This is a genomic window from Cellvibrio sp. OA-2007 (genome assembly GCF_000953825.1).
Lineage (GTDB): Bacteria > Pseudomonadota > Gammaproteobacteria > Pseudomonadales > Cellvibrionaceae > Cellvibrio.
Map to the genome: position 1 here is coordinate 41,422 of NZ_BBUL01000079.1, position 17,308 is coordinate 58,729.

A 17,308-nucleotide genomic window follows, 5' to 3' on the forward strand; every position below is an offset into this window, starting at 1 on the left:
TCCTTAGGCTGATGGTGCCACTTGGCTGAAAATGACACAGGACACATTGCCACCAAAGGCAAAGGCATTACTCATTAAATGGGTCAACTCGGCCGACCGCGCTTCACCGGGTACAACATCCAACGGGGCAGGAAAAGCCGGATCGACGGTTTGCGTATTAAGCGTGGGTGGCAGCTGCTGATGTTGCAGGGCGAGCGCACAGGCTACTGCTTCAAGTGCACTCGCGGCACCCATGCAATGACCGAGCATGGATTTGATTGAACTCACCGGTGTGCTTGCCAGCTGCTTGCCGAATACCTGATACAGAGCCTCAGCTTCCGAGGAATCGTTAGCCTGAGTACCCGTACCGTGAGCACTTACATAGTCGATGTCAGCGGGAGTCAGGCCAGCCATATCCAGCGCCTGTTGCATGGCCTGAATCGCGCCGCGACCTTCGGGGTGCGGGGCGGTAGCATGATAGGCATCGCAGGTCAGTGCATAACCAGTGACCTCCGCGTAAATAGGCGCTCCGCGGGCTACCGCATGCTCGTAGTCCTCTAACACCAACATGGCAGCGCCCTCGCCTACCACCATACCGGTGCGATTTTCATCAAACGGTCGGCAGACATCCGCTGAAGAGGCACTTAGACGATGGAAAATGGTGTAGCAGGTGCGGCTGAAAGGATCTGCACCGCCAGCCAGAATCATCTTGTTACGGCCAGTGCGAATACGGTCAAGCGCCAAGCCCACCGTGTAGTTCCCGGCGGCGCAAGCGTTGACGAGTGTGGCACTTTGGCCATAGCAGTTAAAACGACGTGCAACTTCACTGCTCAACAATGCAGGAGAGAAATAGCCCAGTTGTTCAGCCATTTCCGGATGGGTTGGTTTTTCCTCTGACAAATCAAAGCGATCAATCACCCGCTCGACTATGTCCTGATTGCCCATGGTAGTGCCAACCATTACGGCATAATCATTAGTTTGTTCCGGGTCGATATGGATACCTGAATCTTCAAGCGCCATACGTGCTGCAGCCAATGCGTAACCAACGGCTAGACCATAGGCGCCCAGCTCGCCGTCACTCGCTTCGGCGAGATCGCCGAAATCGCGGACTTCTGCCGCGCGCGGGCGCGGGTAGAGGCTGGCATCCAACTTGGTCAGCTGGTCGATTCCGCTTTTGCCTTCCGTCAAGCTTTTCCAAAACGTGTCGAGCGAGCTACCCAGTGGTGAAACCACACCGAGCCCGGTAATTACTACTCGTCCTAAAGTCGTCATGCGCTTAATCCTCCATCGATAACCAGGCAATGCCCGGTGATATAACTGGCTTGGTTAGATAACAGGAACAGTACCGGCGCTGCGATTTCCTTGACGGAACCCATACGGCGCAGCGGGACTTGTTTGGGAATAGCGGCCTGGGCGGCCTCGGGCATTGCGCTGGTCATTTCAGTGGCAATGAAACCTGGGGCCACGGCATTAACCAGAATATTAAAACGAGCCACTTCATGGCTTAGGGTGCGGGTCAGGGCAATGAGCCCAGCCTTGGTTGCCGAGTAATTAGCCTGGCCACTACTGGCGCGCAAGCCGCCCACCGAGGCCATCATGACTACCCGCCCTTCTTTGTGGTACATCATCTGTTGCAATACAGCCTGGGTGAGCAAAGCAGTTCCCGTAAGGTTGGTATCTATGACCTGATGCCAGAGCTCGGCGGGCATGGTCAAGAAGGATTTGTCGGCTGTGATACCCGCGTTATTGACCAGCCCATAAATAGGGCCCCAATCCTGCTCAATATTTTCAACCAGCGCGCGCGATGCTTCGCTGTCGGCCAGATCGGTCTGAACCGCCCGACACCAATAGCCCTGGCTACGCAAGGTCGCCGCCACATCTTCGGCGACATTTTGCTGTCCACGGTAGGTGAATACGACGTGTGCTCCTTGCATTGCAAGCTGTTCAACGATGCCGCGCCCTATACCGCGGCTGCCGCCGGTGACCAGCACCACTCGGCCTTTTAGTTCCTCATACATGGTTTGGATAATCCTTTTGACTGTGTAAATTAAATATTGCTACCTGCTGCAGCATGCGATGCATGCTGGCAAAGTGAAGATCTGCCGATACAAAACGCTGGCTTTGTGCGCGCCAACGCTGGTGTAAATCCTCGGCAGTTTTGCGCTGTTCTTTTTGATCAAGGCTTTGGTACTGCGCAATAAATCTGGCGCAGTCGCGCCAAATGCCGGGCATGATGGCGTGCTTGTCTTGCGCCGTCAGGCATCCACCGTGGCCGGGAATCAGCTGGCGCACCGGCAGATCTTTCCAACTAGCCAAGGTGGCGAGATAGTCGGGTGCATGATCAAAAATTAATGGTCGCCAGTTGCGATTGTCCGGGTCGTACTCTCCCACAGCGTCAGCCGCAAACAGACGTTGCCTTTCGGGGTCATACCAAGCGATGGAATCATCGCTATGCCCGGGAGCTGGCAACATTTCAAAAACGCGACCCGTTTCGGCAATAAAACGAGTTCCCGGGCTGACCAGTTGATGGGGCAGCTGGTGTAGATGCATACAGATCTGGCTGCGCATTTCACCGGCAGTATCAAGTTCAGCATTCAGGCGTGTAATCAAGCGGCGGCAGGATTCGCTCTGCCATGCCAACCAAGTTTCCGGCGATACCAACAAACGCGCCTCGGGCAATCGGGGCATGAGTACAGCAGCAGCGCCGCAATGGTCGTAGTGCTTGTGGGTGATCAGCCAGTAGCGAATTTGCCCGGGAGTTACCCGTTCCAGGAGCTGCTGCCAGATCAGCTCGGCATCAACGCAAATGCCACCTTCAATCAGCGCATATTGGTCGCGCCCCAAATGCAGCAAGTAAACAGGGACATCCGCGTGCCCCAGTAGGCACAAGTCCTCCTCAATCCAACCGGACTGTTGATGCCAGATCATTGCTTTTGCACCTGATATAAACCAGCGCCCCAAGTTGCGCCCGAACCATAGGCAAGAAATAACACCAACTGGCCGGGTTGCAGGCTGGGGAATTGCATCGCGAGCGTTAAGGGCAAGGAGGCCGAAGCCATATTGCCCAGTTGATCCACACTGACTGGCATTTTTTCGCGGGGGATATCCAACTGCCGCTGGACTGCATCGAGAATGCGCAGATTAGGTTGATGGCAAATCACCTGATGCAAATCACTGATTTGCAATTGGTGATCGACCAACAACTCCTGCGCAATACGCGCGAGCGTTGAACTCGCATGGTCAAACATAGGTTTGCCCTGCATGCGAAATTGGTGGCGCGCATCGGTTAAATCTTCATCCGCAAGGAAAGAACCGGAACCGGCACTGCCCGGCTTTTGCGTTTTGAGCAAATCAAAGTAATGACCGTCGGCCCCCAAGCGCAGGTCTTGCAGGCCCGCATTGGGTTCAGTGGAAAGCGAAACCACAGCCGCCGCCGCACCGTCGCCCAACAAGATGGCAAGGTTGCGGCCGTCGTCGGAGCAATCCATCCGCTTCGACAGGGCTTCACCACAGATCACCAATATGTTGCGATAACGTCCCGTCTTGAGCATGGCTTGCGCCAACTCAAGACAGTAGAGAAAACCGCTGCACTGGGCGCGGATATCAAACGCGGGAATCTGACGCAACCCTAACCTCGCCTGCATCAAACAGGCTTGCGATGGGTCGTGCACATCCGGTGAAAGGGTGTTGATAATCAGTGCATCCACATCCTGCATATTCAATCCGGCGCTGGCGACTGCTTGCTCGGCAGCGGGTTGCATCAAGCTGCTTACCCCTTCATTACCGTCCAGGTGATACCGGTTAAGCACACCGGTGCGCTCGACAATAAACTCTTCCGTAGTATTCATGCGTGCGACTATGTCGGCATTGCTCACACGCCGTGTCGGCAAGGCATAACCCATACCCCGAATCACTAACCGCCCTTCTTGTGCAACCTGCTGCATTTCCATCACCCTATTTAAAAATATGATCCATCTTGCCCGCGAGGTAGATATTGCCCCGCACCTGCAGCTTGCGCGTCAGAATCGCGGTCATGCCTTTGAGCTCGTTATTCACCAGCCGCAAATAAGTATCTGCATCTGTCTCAAAGGTCACACTCGGATCAGTGACCACACCATCGATAATTTCGAACGCACCCTGATTCACCGCGACACAAAAATCCTTGCCTTTCTCGCCTGAAATTCGCCATTGATAATTGGCTTTGATTTTCTGGCAGGCGTCCGGATTGAAACGGTTGGTCATTGAGGCAATTACCTGCTCAACGGATGTCATTTTGGTTGTGTTAGACATGTGTTCTCCTTAACTGGCTTTTTTCAGCAGGGGCATCAAGTCGGCCTCAAAACCTTGCGAGACCCAGATGTCGTGGTAGTCAGGGTGATAGATTTCGGCCTGAATAAAGTAGTGCAGCAGCGGGCGAATCAATTCACTGTTGAGTTGTTGACGATGCTCGGAATACAGCACGGCATCGAGCAGAGCTTCATGATCCTGAAACGCCGGGTCGGCAAATCCTATCCGGTCAAAACACTCCACATTGGTGATGCCTTGATCGATCAACTGACGCACATAGACCGGTGTTAATTCCTGCGCGTGACGACGAAACTCATCGTCGGTGCTAATCAAACTTTGCACCATCTGTTGCCCCCACTTGATGTGGCGCATCTCTTCCCGCCAGTGCTCTTGCACAACGGCCTTGGCCATGGGGTGAACATAATCTGCCTCTACATCCAAGCGCTGGTACTGGTCGGCAATCCACTCAATTACCATGGTTAGATAAACCGCCATCAGCGGATAGCGCCCGGTGCCTGCGTTATCGTCATAAAAACTGCGCAAAAATGGCGGCATGGCATAGAGGGAGCTGCCGAAATAATCGATGGCTTTTTTAAACACCAGTGTGTGTACCAACTCTTCTTTAATAAAATGTTTCATGTAATCGCGCACAATGGGCAAATCATCAAACGCATCGTTGTTGAGCTCGCGCATGTAGTACTCGACAACCAATGATTCCAAGTGCACAAAAGCAGCCCACCAGGTCACCATTTCTTCAAGGGACAAACGTTGAATTTCTTCCTCTGTGGCCTTTTCCCAGTAGGGTGTGCCATAAATAGAAATACGTTCTTTACGGCGCAAGTAAGGCGCTTCGGTTACAGGTTCATCCCAAGGATGGCTGTAGAGCGTGCTCATGGATTTTTTTTCCGATGATGCGATCAGGCGCTCGGTCACCTGATTCAAACGCTGCAAGTGCAAGGCAGATACTTCAGTCATGTTGCTGTTGTCCTCGTTAGTGATTGACGCACACGCAAAGTGGCGGCTGTAAACCCAAGACACATGGCAGGTTCGTAGCCGGCACCGTTGATCCAGGTACCGACGAATTGCAGTCCCTGCAACGGCGGGTGTTGTAAGAAACGGCTATTGCGTTTGGGCAAAGGTTTATACCCAAATGCAGATCCACCGCTGGAATTGGTAAATTTTTGATTAGTACGTGGAGTAGAAATATCGATGTAGCGGACTTTGTCGCGCAGGCCTGGAAAATATTCCTCAGCACGCTGCATAATCTGCTGCGCAATTAATTCTTTGCGGGCTTTATAGTCGCTGCGTGACAAGGCAAACCAATCGCTGGCCTGATCGAGAATTTCCAGTTGCACAACATTGCCGTAACTCGGATCGAGCGCGTGGTAGTTAGATATTGACAAGGGCCAGCGCTGATAGCGCAGATCGCTGTGGCAGGCCGTGGCGGCATCCTCAAGGTAACGGCAGTCAGCAATCAAATAGTCCTGCTTGACTAGGCCGCATTCTTCAGGGGGGCAGTCCAATCCCAAGTACACAATAAAAGCACCCAAGCCCAACTGCAGTTGCGCCAACTGTTCATTAAAGCTATCGGGAATACTGCCTTCGGTTGCCAGTAAAGGCAGCTGGTTCGGGCAACCGGTCCACACCATATGTGGAGCACGCAAACAATAACGGCGCGTTTGACAACCGATAATTTTTCCCGCTTCGCTATCCACACTGGTCACTTCTTCGCGCAGCAATAATGTGCCACCGCGCTTTTCCAATTCCGCCGCAAGTGCATCCGACAAGGATTGGGAAGAACCTTTTATGTACTTCTTTTCGGTGAAAATAAATGTGTAAGCAAAGTGCAAAAAATACAGTGCATCGGCTTCGAAAGCTTCCACACCAAGATTGATCGCGAGTGAACACAACAGTGTGATCAGCTGCTTATCCTGAAAGCATTCCTGTAAATATTGGTAGGTGCTAATCCGACTCAACTTGCGGCTGGCAGAAAACAACTCGGTGTCCATTTCGAACTCACCGAGCGCCATACGCGCCAGCATGTAATTTTGTCGGCCAATCTGATTTATATCCTGAAAAAAACGCATGAGCCCCGAGGTTTCGTGCGGAAAATAATCCAACAACAATTGGGTCAGCGCGGCTCCGTCGGCGGGCAAACTGAGATGCTCGCCATCCAAAACAAACGTTGTCAGGTGTTCGTAATGATAAAACGGAACCAAGTGGTCCAGATTGGCGCGACGCAGTGCGTCCGCCAAATTACCGTTCTCACCAAAACCGGTAATTTTGTGCAAACTGCAATCAAACACAAATTCCCGTTTACGACTGAAATTGCTGGCATAGCCGCCGGGCTTGGTGTGTTTTTCAACCACCACAACCCGGCGCCCAGCAGCAGCCATCACATTGGCATAAACCAATCCGGTCAGGCCCGCGCCTACAACAATCTCATCAACGTGCAAATGGTTCATCATGATTAGGCTGGCACTGCTTCTTTCGCTTCAAGCAATTCCTGAACTATGTCAGCAATGGCCTTGATACTGGTCATTTCTTCATAGCGGGTTGCGGGCACCTTAACCTTGAATTGTTTTTCGAGGTTAACGGTAACTTCCAAACCTGCCAGACTGTCCAGACCCAGTTCAATCAAATCCTGTTCCGGTGCAATATCCATCGGATCCAGTTCGGCCGCTTCAATAATTAATTCCTGAATCAGGTTATAGAGCTCTTGTACTTGCATAATGCGATTCCTTTAAATTTACTTCATCAGTTAAAAAGCGGTTTCAACACAACACCACTTCATCCATTTGCCAAACCTGTGCGGCAAATCCCCAGCCCGTTGCTGCGCCAGCAAGCACAATCCGCTGGCCAGGTTTAACCAGCCCTTTGCTTAAGGCGCTATACAATGTGAAGGGAATAGACACAGACACCATGACCCCATGCTGATCCATCGTCAGCAGGGTTTTATGTTCCGGACAATCGACACCACTAGCCCATGCGTGGACCAAAAAGGGTGAAGGTTGATGAAACACAAAAAAGTCAATTTCCTCGCTACGCAAATGCGCTTTCTTTAACGCGCGCTCAATCGCAAGAGGAACTTGATGGGGAACGAAGGTTTGCATTTGCGCTTGCCCTTCTTCCAGTAATGAGAAATACAATTTATGTCGTGCATCGTCCGTTGCCAGCTCCGGAGCACGCCAGCAACCTGTGGCAATTTCGTAAAAATCGGCGTTACTGTGATGGGCACTGGCAAGCAAATCTGAACGACCAGTTGCATCTGCGGTGACCAGAGCACAGGCACATCCATCCGCGAAAATGGTGGCACTGCGCGCGGTAAAGTCCAACATATTGGAAATATATTCACTGCATATCACCAACGCATTTCTGGCTTTGCCCTGTCGAATAAATGCGGCTGCCTGCGCCAATGCGAGCAGGAAACTGGCGCATTCCATTTGCACATCCCAACAGAGCGCATTGGTTAAACCCAGCTCCTGCTGTAATGGTGTACTAAGACGCGGGTAAAGCCGCGCTCGTTGCGCCAAAGCCCCCGGGCCGTCGGTCATAATTGGGCAAGAAGCAGCGCAAATAAGCAGATCAACTTCTTCCGGCGCGCAACCGGTACTCTGCAAAATACGTGACGAGGCCTTGAGCGCAGCTTGATATTCGTTCTCTCCCGCTTCAGGGCTAAAAAATCCCCGCTGCTTGATACCCCAAAACTTCCACCATCGCCCAGAGGTTTCGGGCAACTGATTAAAAATGGGATCATCATTAGCGAACGAAACTGAAGGTAACTCCACCGTCAGCGCAGAAATTTTAACACCCGTCATACGAGCCTCCCGCAATGGCAAGAGTGACGCCTTCCACTCTCAAATTAAAAGGATCGAAGCTGGTTGCAAGGATCGGTTCACATTTGAACTCCATGCACATTTCCAATTGAAAGGCCAAATCGAATGGACCCAAGCAATGGGGACGACCGGTTTCATGGGAAAGCCAGCATTCGTGCAAGACATTGTCCAGCGCAAAACCAAAAGGTTTGTTGAGTGCTTCAACAGCGTGACAAATAGCCTCGTCCAGCTCGGATTGATGTGGGAAGCACAGAGTGCCTTTTGCATCTGCAGCGCTGAAAATTTGTGTATTCAAATCAACTCGCAGCGGTTGAAAACCAGCACCAATATCAATGCTGGAGAATTGTTGCTGAGCATCCGGTTCCAATAAAAGCGCGAAAGCACCATCTGGAATTGCAAAGCCCGATTGTGGATCCGAATTCAACCCCTGCCCTATATCCGCACGCACAACCAATATGCGCTGCACAGCTTGACTGATGGCAAATTGGTTGACGACATAAAGTGCTTTGGCGAGGCTGGCATCCATCAAATCAAAAACGAAGGCGTTGCTCGCACCAATTTTTTTCTGCAGAGGGTGGCCAATTCGAGGCCCCATAATCCGGGTGTCAGCCACCAAATGATCTGGAGACCACGACAGGCTTACAATCAAATCCAACTCAGCCGCTGAACATTTTGCGCGCTCAAGTGCGCGTTCGACAGCAGTAGCAAGATAATCCATTGCAACTGTTCCTTCCGGCGCGCGCGCGCGCGCGACCCCATACACTTTTCCCGGAGTCGTACCGGTTTTGGCTGGCATACAGCAAGAAGCTGAAATTAATTTCATACTAATGCCTCGTCTAATTCCTTTTGCAGGAGTGCATAGGCTTGCTGTTGCAAATCCCGACGCGATAACTTGCCATTATCATTGCGCGGTAGCGCCTGCACTTGCGCGATGCAACGCGGCACCATTGGCGCTTCACAACTTTCTCTTAACCAGCGCTGCATAGTGTCACGCTCGGCCAGTGAGAATTTCCCGGAGACGATGAACAGGGTTGGATGGTATTCGTCAGTGTGAGGATGGCTGGCGACCAGAGCCGCTTCGGTGACATCGGAAAACTGTGCTAAAAATCGTTGCTCGACAGCCTGGGGGGTAACCCAGCGCCCTTTGACTTTAAATAAATCGTCAGCTCGCCCGCGAAAATGGTAGAAGCCGTTTTCATCGCGCGCAAAACGGTCGCCCGTGTTATACCAGCCGCCCGTAAATCGCTCGATGGTTGCTGCCACATTACCCGCGTAGCCTGGCGACATACTGGGGCCACGCACATAAAGCACGCCTTCTTGGTGACTGCCGTCAAGAACATCCCCTTGCGGAGCACGCAGCTCGCACTGATAACCGGGCAAAGGTAAACCCGCACAGCTATAACTATCGAGCGAGTGCGGCTGGGCTAGAAAAATGTGCCCCATCTCTGTTGCACCCAAACCATCGCGCAACAACAAACCCTGCGAACGCCAAAATTGGTATTCCGTATCAGGCAATGGCGCGCCGGCGGAAACTGCAAAAGTGATATTTTTTAGTACGGCACTGTGGGATTTCAGCTGGGAATAAAGTGCGGGAACAGCAAAAAATAATGCCGGTTTAAAATCAGCCAACACATCGAGCACAAGCTCTGTTGATGGCCACTCCGCATGTAATAAGGCGTGCCAACCTGCGTAGAGCGGAAAGAATAAACTGTTGCCCATGCCATAACCGAAAAACATCCGCGCGACCGAATAGCTGCGTACTCCTGGCAGAACTTGCGCGCAATGATCAACCACAACTTTACAAAAGCCGAGGGTGGTGTTGATGGTATGTATTACCGCTTTGGGCGTGCCGGTTGAGCCTGAGGTATATTGCAAATAGCAGCGTTCATCAGCATTGGCTGAATAAAAATTGTCTAAAGATAAAATTTCATCTTCAGTAACTTCCAGCCCAAAACCTGCAAAACTAGTGTGGTCAGCAGTAGCATCAGAAAATACCTGCGAGCGTCCCTCTACGCAGATTTTTTTTACGCGTTCTGGCTGAACAAATAACAGTTTGGTTTGGTTATGTTGCAATAAGTCTTGCAAAGTGACATCGCGGCAGCGCGGATTAACAACAGCAGGCACCGCACCTATAGCTATAGCCGCCAGAAACAAACTCACCAATGATGGACTGTCATTCAAGCACAATAAAATATGCTCACCTGGGTTCACCCAGCGACGTAGTCCTGCGGCTTTCTTTAACACATCCTGCTGCAGTTGCTGGCGCGTGATCGTTTTACCCCCAAATTCATAAATGGGCAGATCACCAGCCAGTTTTTCATTCCACAATAATAATCTGGCCAAGTTGGTGTTGTTACTTAGAGGCATGACTCCTCCAACACCTGAACATATTCTTCCACCAGATTTACGCACCACTGTTGAACACGCTCTTGCGTTAGCAGCGGTTGGGACTCTTCATCCAAAGCCAAACCAACAAAATATTTTCCATCGGAGGTTAAGGCTTTTGAGGCGACAAATTCGTATCCCTGATTAGGCCAAAAACCAATAACACGCGCACCTTTCGAGACCAGAAACTCATAAATTGTGCCCATGGCATCCAAGTACCACTCTGGATAGCCGTATTGATCACCAAGCCCAAACAGACCAATCGCACGATCCTGCCAATCCTGCGCTGTAAATTCCTCCCAGCAAGCCTCCCAATCCGATTGCAAATGGCCGTAATCCCAAGTCGGCGCACCAAAAATCACCAGATCATAAAGTTCGTGACCAATAAAGCCCTCTTGCTCTATGTTGTGGCGGGTGACATTGCTTTCACCCAAAGAGTCGATCAAATAGTCTGTTACCACCTCAGTATTGCCCGAGGTTGAGGCATAAAATAAACCGATTTTCATACTGCATTCCCTACAAGTGACACAAAAAATAAATTGTGCTCAATTTTAGGGTTAACAATAAAAATCGAGGTAGCGAATGACTATCTACGAAAATGCTGTTGATGTTTGCTTATTAAAATATGCCGCAAGATGCGAATACAAAAACCTGTTCAACTTCATCAGGTTTTTGTTGTGGTTCTTGTTAAGAAAATAATATTTTACGGCACATTTGATTTAAGGTTAAAAAGGCTTGGAAATTCTTATGTCATCAAGTACCTTTCAAATCGCAGAAAACCAACCAAACCAGATCATAAAAAAAATAGCAGAAATTATTCAACGGAGAAAAATAATTGCAGAGTGTTGATATAGTTATTCAAGGAGCAGGGATTGCGGGATTAGCATTAACTAAAATGCTACAAAAAACCACCATGTCGATTATGACATTGGATCAACGCCATACTTTGGACGCTGCGGGCGCAGGCATCTTATTGCAGGAAAATGCAATTCTGGCACTATCGCACCTCGATATCGATATACATCAAATAACGCACGCCGCAACCATAAGCCATATTAATCTCGGCTCTGTGCAACACCCTGATGCCATGCGATTATCCACTTCAGGCAATGCTCGCGGCATGCCGCGAGCAGGCCTGCTGCATGAATTACATAAGCAGATCAATGATTCCGATCTCTATTGGGGCACTAGCATTAAATGCTGGCGACAATGCAGCGACAAAACCATTGAACTCGAATTAGATAACAACCGCCGCGTGCGGTGCCGCTGGTTAATTGCTGCCGATGGTATTCACTCCCGCTTGCGACAAGACATGCAAGGCAAAGCCACCGCGTTTCGCTCGACAGGGCAATATTGTTGGCGAATGCTGGTTGATGATGTTGAGCACAATAATGAAGCCTATGAAATCCACGCCGGCGCATTGCGTTTTGGCATGATTCCCACCGATTCACGACAAGCTTATATTTATTTGGTAAATGCCGACATTGATGGGGTTTTAGCGGCCACCCAGAACTGGCAGCACATTAAAAAATCCTTGCAACAAGGCGGTAAATTGTTTTCGTATTTGGCAGATAAAATTGACTCATCTACGAACATTTTGTTTCACCCACTGGTCGATGCGCCGGTCTATATGCCGATGGAGTCTTCTACCATTCTAATCGGCGACGCAGCTCACCCTATGACACCAAACTTGGGCCAAGGCGCTGCAATTGCATTGGAAGATGCGGTAATCCTCGGTTATTTGTTACAAAGCCACAGCAATAATCCAAGTAACGATTTTCACAAGCTGCGTGCGAAACGAACCAACAAACTCATGCAGTCATCATTTGCAGCGGGCGCTATTGCTCATTGGCAAACAAGTTGGATACAACAAGCCAAAATCCTGGGCCTACAACTGACACCACGACGAATTTTAAAACATAAACAACGATTATTTACTGATGAATTTAGTCAGCAATTAACTGCAATAAAAAGAGATTACCTTCTCTGAAGCGAACTGCATTGGCGGAGCTGGCTCCAGTGCGAACTATTAACTTGCTCTATTCAAAAATGGAATAGAGGCTTCCCGTCGCAACAACGGTGTTGGCGCATTTTTTGGCGCATTCAAATCTTGAACAGTTTGCTTGGCTGTTGAGATAAAATTTCGAAAACATTGATGCTGAAGCAAGTGCGCACTGAAATAGCAATAGATTTTAGTGAGAATCCCCCCCTGCTCATAATCCTTGCTCAGATCAACAAAGGTTCCATTCTCCAGTTCGGCTTGCACAATATGTGACGGCAGAATACCCCAACCCAAACCCCTCATAACCAATGACTTCATGTCGCAAAAATTATCCACGCAACAGACTTCGTCACTTACTGGCACAAATGACGGGGATACTTCGACTGCAGAGCAAGTCAAAGCGATTTGGCGATAACGCACCAAATCATTGATCGAGGTAATATCAACCTTAGCTAAAGCAAGATCGCGATGACAAACAGCTACACCGCGACAATAGCCAAGCACAGATTGGGAAAACAGTTTAGTTTTTACTTCTTCATGAATAGTGATAGCTACCTGAATATCACCTTCTTTCAGTTTTTGAAAACTATCAGCGGGTGAACCACGCTTTACGGTAACACATTCAAACTCATCGCTGCGTATCAGATGTTCGAGCGCATTGCAAACACTAGGTGGAATAGCATTATCAATAAAGAGTGACAGTTTTTGTCGCTTGGTCTGCAAGCTATTAATGACATCGTCAATGACACAGGCATAGTCGAGCAAGTTACGAAAATACGGCAATAATTTTATACCACTTTCTGTTGGCGTGGCTTTATGCCCATCACGCAACAGCAAATCGACACCTAGATCAATTTCAAGATTAGTCACGCTGTTGCTGATAGAAGTTTGGGATTTCCTTAACTGTCGAGACGCGGCCGTGATTGAGCCAGTATCTATAACATGTAAAAAGGCTTTAATATGGTTAAGATTTTTTATAATCATATATATCAACTCACCTGTACCTGATATTAAATATTAAAACTGGATCATGGAAAACGAAGACATCAGCCAATGCTCTGAACAATACAAATCCGGTCACCCGCAAAAAAAATCATCGACACAAACCTCTCTGAAAGCCAAATATTAAAGACGTTTTTGCAGAAAAACCTCTCTACTTGCGCTAATTTTTTTGGAAAACAAAAGCGAAACAAAAAAAGACAGCGGCATGCCAATTAATTAGTCGGAAAAATTAACGAGAAATATTTGGAGATTCTCGCAAAAAGCAGTCAACCGAGGTTGAATAAGGGGGGATTATCGTGAGAATACAAGCATGCACACCTTCGATAAAAATAGCGTGCAGTGCCTCACAGAGTACAAAATGCATTCTGTTACACGTTCCTTCTCCAATCCTTTACATTAACTACTTTCCCATCCTTAATCATTTGCAGCAAATACTGCACCTTTCCAGGCTGGGTCGCATGCTACTCAGTAAGAACCTCAATGACAAGACAGCGAGACACTTAAAATGAAAACTAACGCGACAACACGCAACTCCAAACGCCATATGTGAAAAAGTCACAAACAAAACAATCAAAAACCAACCAAAATTTCAGTGATCACCAATTAAAAAACACTTTTTAAGAAACTAACGACTCCCAGTAAATTTATTCGACAAAAAATAACATGCGGACAATTACAAACTTGTTAAAAATTGTGCGTTAAATAGCAACCTAATCGTAAGCGAAGCCCCAACCACACCCTTGACGCCGCACTATAGTCAATTTCCTACAGATTTTTCCGCTTTTTACGACTATTGCCGCCGATGTGAATCATTAAAATAGCAACCACAAGGATGTCGCCGATACAGGAGTGCGGTGAAGGAAATTGTGCTTCAGGATGAAGCGGTTAAATGGAGAAAAAGGGATCAGGCACAGGATGCCGTGGCAATTAGGATGATTGCTTACCCATGCAGGAGCAAAGGGGCTAGCTGGATGCAACGTCCCTTTTTTTAGGTTGATATTATTCCGCAGAGACTGCTACGCAATTCCACGGCAACAAGGCTTCAAAAGGTAGCAACATCGATCCTAAATGGGTATATCCATTTGGCAATGAGGTGCGCGCTTTTCATGTGGAGCGATACGAACTTTCCAAGAGATTGCCATCATTGCTTCCAGGATTGATGGAAACCAAGACGTATTATGCGGGATACAACAACTATGCTTTTTGCGAAGTAATCCAAGGGGAGGTTGTGGTGCATTACAAAGTGGCTTTTGCAATTTACCGTTTTGCAAAGAAATTCAGGTTACACATTGCGAGCGCATACCGTGTTGATGCTAATACTTACGATGCTAAAAAACGGGTGAACTTTGCCTCTATCGTTCTGAGTGTTGCGCAAAACAAGAAATTGCCTACCCCAAAATAACAAAGGGCTCCCGAAGGAGCCCTTACGACAAGCAGTAGCTTGTTCCAGATCACCCTTACCGCCACTGGCTGACCCTTTCGGGTGGTGGGATGTCATGTTGTTACCAACAAGTCTGTCGCATCCGGTTTAAAACAATTCGTGTTACAGATCATAATATAGTCCATTACTCAAAAATGATCAACAAGAAGGCACTTTGATGGGAACTGTAAATGAGAGTTTCGCAAGCGAAACTGAGCTTGCCCGGCGCGAGATTGTGGAGCAGGTGGACGCCATTCACCGGTTGGAAGGGTTTGATCCAGATGATGCGCCCCAGTGGTTCCATGAACTGACAGAAGCCTACGTCCAGGGCAAAGTAACTGCCGAACAAGCCACGCAAATTGCGCTGGCAAGAATCACAAAAAACCCTATTTTTATAGACTCAAACGAACCTTTGGAGCTTCCGGCCTTTGTCAGTTTCGCAAGCGAAACTAACCCTCGATGATGACACTTGAGGGGCTGTAACCGGAGGAACGATAAACAAGAAATTCCTCCATATATGCCCAACGTAAAGGTATAGCCACTACCTGTAAAATCGTTAAAATAGCCTTGCGTCAGTCCCTCGCACCACGCAATTAGAGCGGAAATGTCACACTGCCGCGCCTCTTATCGTTCTTCCGGTTACAACAAGAAATCTCTCCACATATCCGTTGCAACACCTTGCCAGTTTCGCGGACGCGAAAATACGCCTGCCCCTCAAGTGTCACCATCTGCGCGTTTTAACCGCGATTTAAAGCCATAACCACTACTTATCCCGTAACCGTTAGAACGACGGATATGTGGAGTAATTCCTTGCTGCAAATAAAAATCTATACAAATCAGTATGTTATATTTTCTGATATGTGGAGGAATTCTTACTCTAAGTCAAACCCCTACCTTTTTCCGTTCTCCTGGTTACACCGACCTAAAGTTATAGCCACTACACCGGCGCGCTATCGTTCTACCGGTTACAGGTAAGAATTCCTCCACATATCAGGACTAAGCTGCTGATTTTTCTTGCGACCTTGAAACACGGCGGGCTTTGTTGACATTTGAGGGGCGTAACCAGGAGAACGACTATTTAAAGTTGTGGCCACTACACCGGCGGCCTATCGTTCCACTGGTTACGAGTAAGAAGCTCTACATATATAGACACTTGAGGGGCGTAACCGGGGGAAACGACAAAGGCTACTTCCTAAATGTGTAGCCACTACTATGGTGTATATAAAACGGTGGTTTTTAAGACAGTCTATTTCTCCTGGTTAAAACAACACAAATCCATTCGCTTGGTGTATAAATACCCGTCTATCAATCTATGTATTAAAAACGTATGTCAAAGTTAATAGGGTATGCGCGTGTCTCCACGGATGACCAGAATCTGGACTTGCAGCGGGACGCACTACAGAAGGCCGGTTGCCAGGTTATTTATGAAGAAACGGCCAGCGGGAAAAATGCTACCAGGGTAGAACTGGCTCAGTGCCGCAAAGCGCTGCGATCAGGCGATACGTTGGTTGTGTGGCGGTTGGATAGGCTTGGGAGATCACTACCTGACCTGGTGAGCATCATAGGCGAGCTGGAAGCGGACGGGGTTGGGTTCCAAAGCATCACGGAAAAAATCGAAACCAGCAGTGCAGCGGGTAAGCTGGTGTTCCATGTATTCGCAGCCTTGGCAGAGTTTGAGCGTAACCTGATCCGGGAACGAACCAAGGCGGGGTTAGAGGCAGCAAGGGCGCGCGGTCGTAAAGGCGGCAGAAAGCCAGCCTTAACCGAGAAAGCGGTTAAGGAGATTAGGCAGCTTTTGAAAGATCCCGATATTGAGGTAACAGAGATTGCCAAGCGATATAGTGTATCCAGGGCGACCATCTACAAGTATTTGCGTGCCACATAATCCGCTAACTGTGATCGAATTACCGCGAACTAGGTGTTTTTCCATTTAATTCTCAGCTAGAATTTTTTTGCACTAAAAACTTAGTTCTAACAATGCTTAAAGGAATTAATAAATGCAAAGAGTCTACAAAACTATATTAGTAATTTTAGTAAGCGTTTTATCAAGCCAAGCTTATTCGATTGGTTATGTTAGCCGTGACTGCCCAGCAGCAGGGGCTAAAGAATCTATTTCAATGGATTGGTCTCAAAGAGGTGAAATGTTTTACACTGAATCAATGCAACTTGCCAAAAGAGGTGCAGGCAGATATGAGTGGGTTAAATTTACATCGGGAGGCTGGCAGTTAACTTGGCGATCGTATGCTGGTCAAGTCCTCAATTATATCAGCAATTATTATTACAGCGGTGTTTACGGTTATCACTATAGATATAACCGAATCACGAGAAGAAATGAGCAACGTTCACGGTATGTCACCTCATGCAATTTACTTACGTGGGGTGTGAACAACTGGTAGT

The 17,308-nt window shown here is 48.6% G+C and carries 18 protein-coding genes; 5 read left to right on the plus strand and 13 right to left on the minus strand.

The window, feature by feature from the left end:
- Positions 1–3 precede the first annotated feature (3 nt).
- The 12 genes from AWU77_RS05195 to AWU77_RS05250 all read right to left on the minus strand — a co-directional run bounded on the left by AWU77_RS05195 (position 4) and on the right by AWU77_RS05250 (position 10,993).
- Positions 4–1,251: a beta-ketoacyl synthase gene (locus AWU77_RS05195; RefSeq protein ID WP_062060009.1), complete on the minus strand. Its 1,248-nt coding sequence runs from the start codon at positions 1,249–1,251 to the stop codon at positions 4–6.
- Positions 1,248–1,997, minus strand: coding sequence for a 3-oxoacyl-ACP reductase FabG (gene fabG / locus AWU77_RS05200; RefSeq protein WP_062060012.1), 750 nt, complete (start codon positions 1,995–1,997; stop codon positions 1,248–1,250). The genes AWU77_RS05195 and fabG overlap by 4 nt, the downstream gene beginning before the upstream one ends.
- Positions 1,990–2,907, minus strand: coding sequence for an MBL fold metallo-hydrolase (locus AWU77_RS05205; RefSeq protein ID WP_062060014.1), 918 nt, complete (start codon positions 2,905–2,907; stop codon positions 1,990–1,992). The genes fabG and AWU77_RS05205 overlap by 8 nt, the downstream gene beginning before the upstream one ends.
- Entirely contained in the window at positions 2,904–3,923 is a 1,020-nt protein-coding gene (locus tag AWU77_RS05210) for a beta-ketoacyl-ACP synthase 3 (protein ID WP_062060016.1), read from the minus strand. The genes AWU77_RS05205 and AWU77_RS05210 overlap by 4 nt, the downstream gene beginning before the upstream one ends.
- A 10-nt stretch (positions 3,924–3,933) precedes the next feature.
- Complete coding sequence (locus AWU77_RS05215; RefSeq protein ID WP_062060025.1) at positions 3,934–4,269, minus strand: SCP2 sterol-binding domain-containing protein; 336 nt, start codon at positions 4,267–4,269, stop codon at positions 3,934–3,936.
- Between the two features lie 9 nt (positions 4,270–4,278).
- Positions 4,279–5,241 (minus strand): diiron oxygenase, encoded by a 963-nt coding sequence (locus tag AWU77_RS05220; protein ID WP_062060027.1) that lies wholly within the window; start codon positions 5,239–5,241, stop codon positions 4,279–4,281.
- Positions 5,238–6,734 carry an NAD(P)/FAD-dependent oxidoreductase gene (locus AWU77_RS05225; protein ID WP_062060029.1) on the minus strand — a complete coding sequence of 499 codons (1,497 nt, stop codon included), beginning with the start codon at positions 6,732–6,734 and terminating at the stop codon, positions 5,238–5,240. Before AWU77_RS05225 ends, AWU77_RS05220 begins: the two co-directional genes overlap by 4 nt.
- 2 nt (positions 6,735–6,736) lie before the next feature.
- Positions 6,737–6,997 carry an acyl carrier protein gene (locus AWU77_RS05230; RefSeq protein WP_062060031.1) on the minus strand — a complete coding sequence of 87 codons (261 nt, stop codon included), beginning with the start codon at positions 6,995–6,997 and terminating at the stop codon, positions 6,737–6,739.
- A 43-nt stretch (positions 6,998–7,040) separates the two neighbouring features.
- A complete protein-coding gene (locus AWU77_RS05235) occupies positions 7,041–8,084 on the minus strand; it encodes a 3-oxoacyl-ACP synthase III family protein (protein ID WP_062060033.1) in 1,044 nt (347 codons plus the stop codon).
- The gene (locus AWU77_RS05240) at positions 8,071–8,820 is read right to left on the minus strand and encodes a beta-keto-ACP synthase (protein WP_193747500.1); all 750 of its coding nucleotides are present in this window, start codon (positions 8,818–8,820) and stop codon (positions 8,071–8,073) included. Before AWU77_RS05240 ends, AWU77_RS05235 begins: the two co-directional genes overlap by 14 nt.
- 101 nt (positions 8,821–8,921) lie before the next feature.
- On the minus strand, positions 8,922–10,469 hold the full coding sequence (locus AWU77_RS05245) for an AMP-binding protein (RefSeq protein ID WP_062060037.1): 1,548 nt from the start codon (positions 10,467–10,469) through the stop codon (positions 8,922–8,924).
- Complete coding sequence (locus tag AWU77_RS05250; protein WP_062060039.1) at positions 10,460–10,993, minus strand: flavodoxin; 534 nt, start codon at positions 10,991–10,993, stop codon at positions 10,460–10,462. The genes AWU77_RS05245 and AWU77_RS05250 overlap by 10 nt, the downstream gene beginning before the upstream one ends.
- A 329-nt stretch (positions 10,994–11,322) precedes the next feature.
- Between AWU77_RS05250 and AWU77_RS05255 the strand changes: the two genes are divergently transcribed.
- Positions 11,323–12,477: an FAD-dependent monooxygenase gene (locus AWU77_RS05255; protein WP_084618093.1), complete on the plus strand. Its 1,155-nt coding sequence runs from the start codon at positions 11,323–11,325 to the stop codon at positions 12,475–12,477.
- Between the two features lie 39 nt (positions 12,478–12,516).
- Here the strand turns inward: AWU77_RS05255 and AWU77_RS05260 are convergent, their stop codons facing one another.
- The gene (locus tag AWU77_RS05260; RefSeq protein ID WP_062060043.1) at positions 12,517–13,473 is read right to left on the minus strand and encodes a LysR family transcriptional regulator; all 957 of its coding nucleotides are present in this window, start codon (positions 13,471–13,473) and stop codon (positions 12,517–12,519) included.
- A gap of 1,126 nt (positions 13,474–14,599) precedes the next feature.
- Here AWU77_RS05260 and AWU77_RS05265 point away from each other — a divergent pair.
- The 4 genes from AWU77_RS05265 (at position 14,600) to AWU77_RS20315 (ending at position 17,307) form a co-directional block, all read left to right on the plus strand.
- Entirely contained in the window at positions 14,600–14,893 is a 294-nt protein-coding gene (locus AWU77_RS05265; RefSeq protein ID WP_152625277.1) for a hypothetical protein, read from the plus strand.
- Positions 14,894–15,089: 196 nt separating this feature from the next.
- Positions 15,090–15,374, plus strand: a complete 285-nt coding sequence (locus AWU77_RS05270) for an antitoxin VbhA family protein (protein ID WP_062060047.1) — start codon at positions 15,090–15,092, stop codon at positions 15,372–15,374.
- Positions 15,375–16,238: 864 nt separating this feature from the next.
- Positions 16,239–16,796, plus strand: a complete 558-nt coding sequence (locus AWU77_RS05275) for a recombinase family protein (RefSeq protein ID WP_062060049.1) — start codon at positions 16,239–16,241, stop codon at positions 16,794–16,796.
- 112 nt (positions 16,797–16,908) lie between these two features.
- On the plus strand, positions 16,909–17,307 hold the full coding sequence (locus AWU77_RS20315) for a hypothetical protein (RefSeq protein WP_152625278.1): 399 nt from the start codon (positions 16,909–16,911) through the stop codon (positions 17,305–17,307).
- Position 17,308: the final 1 nt, after the last annotated feature.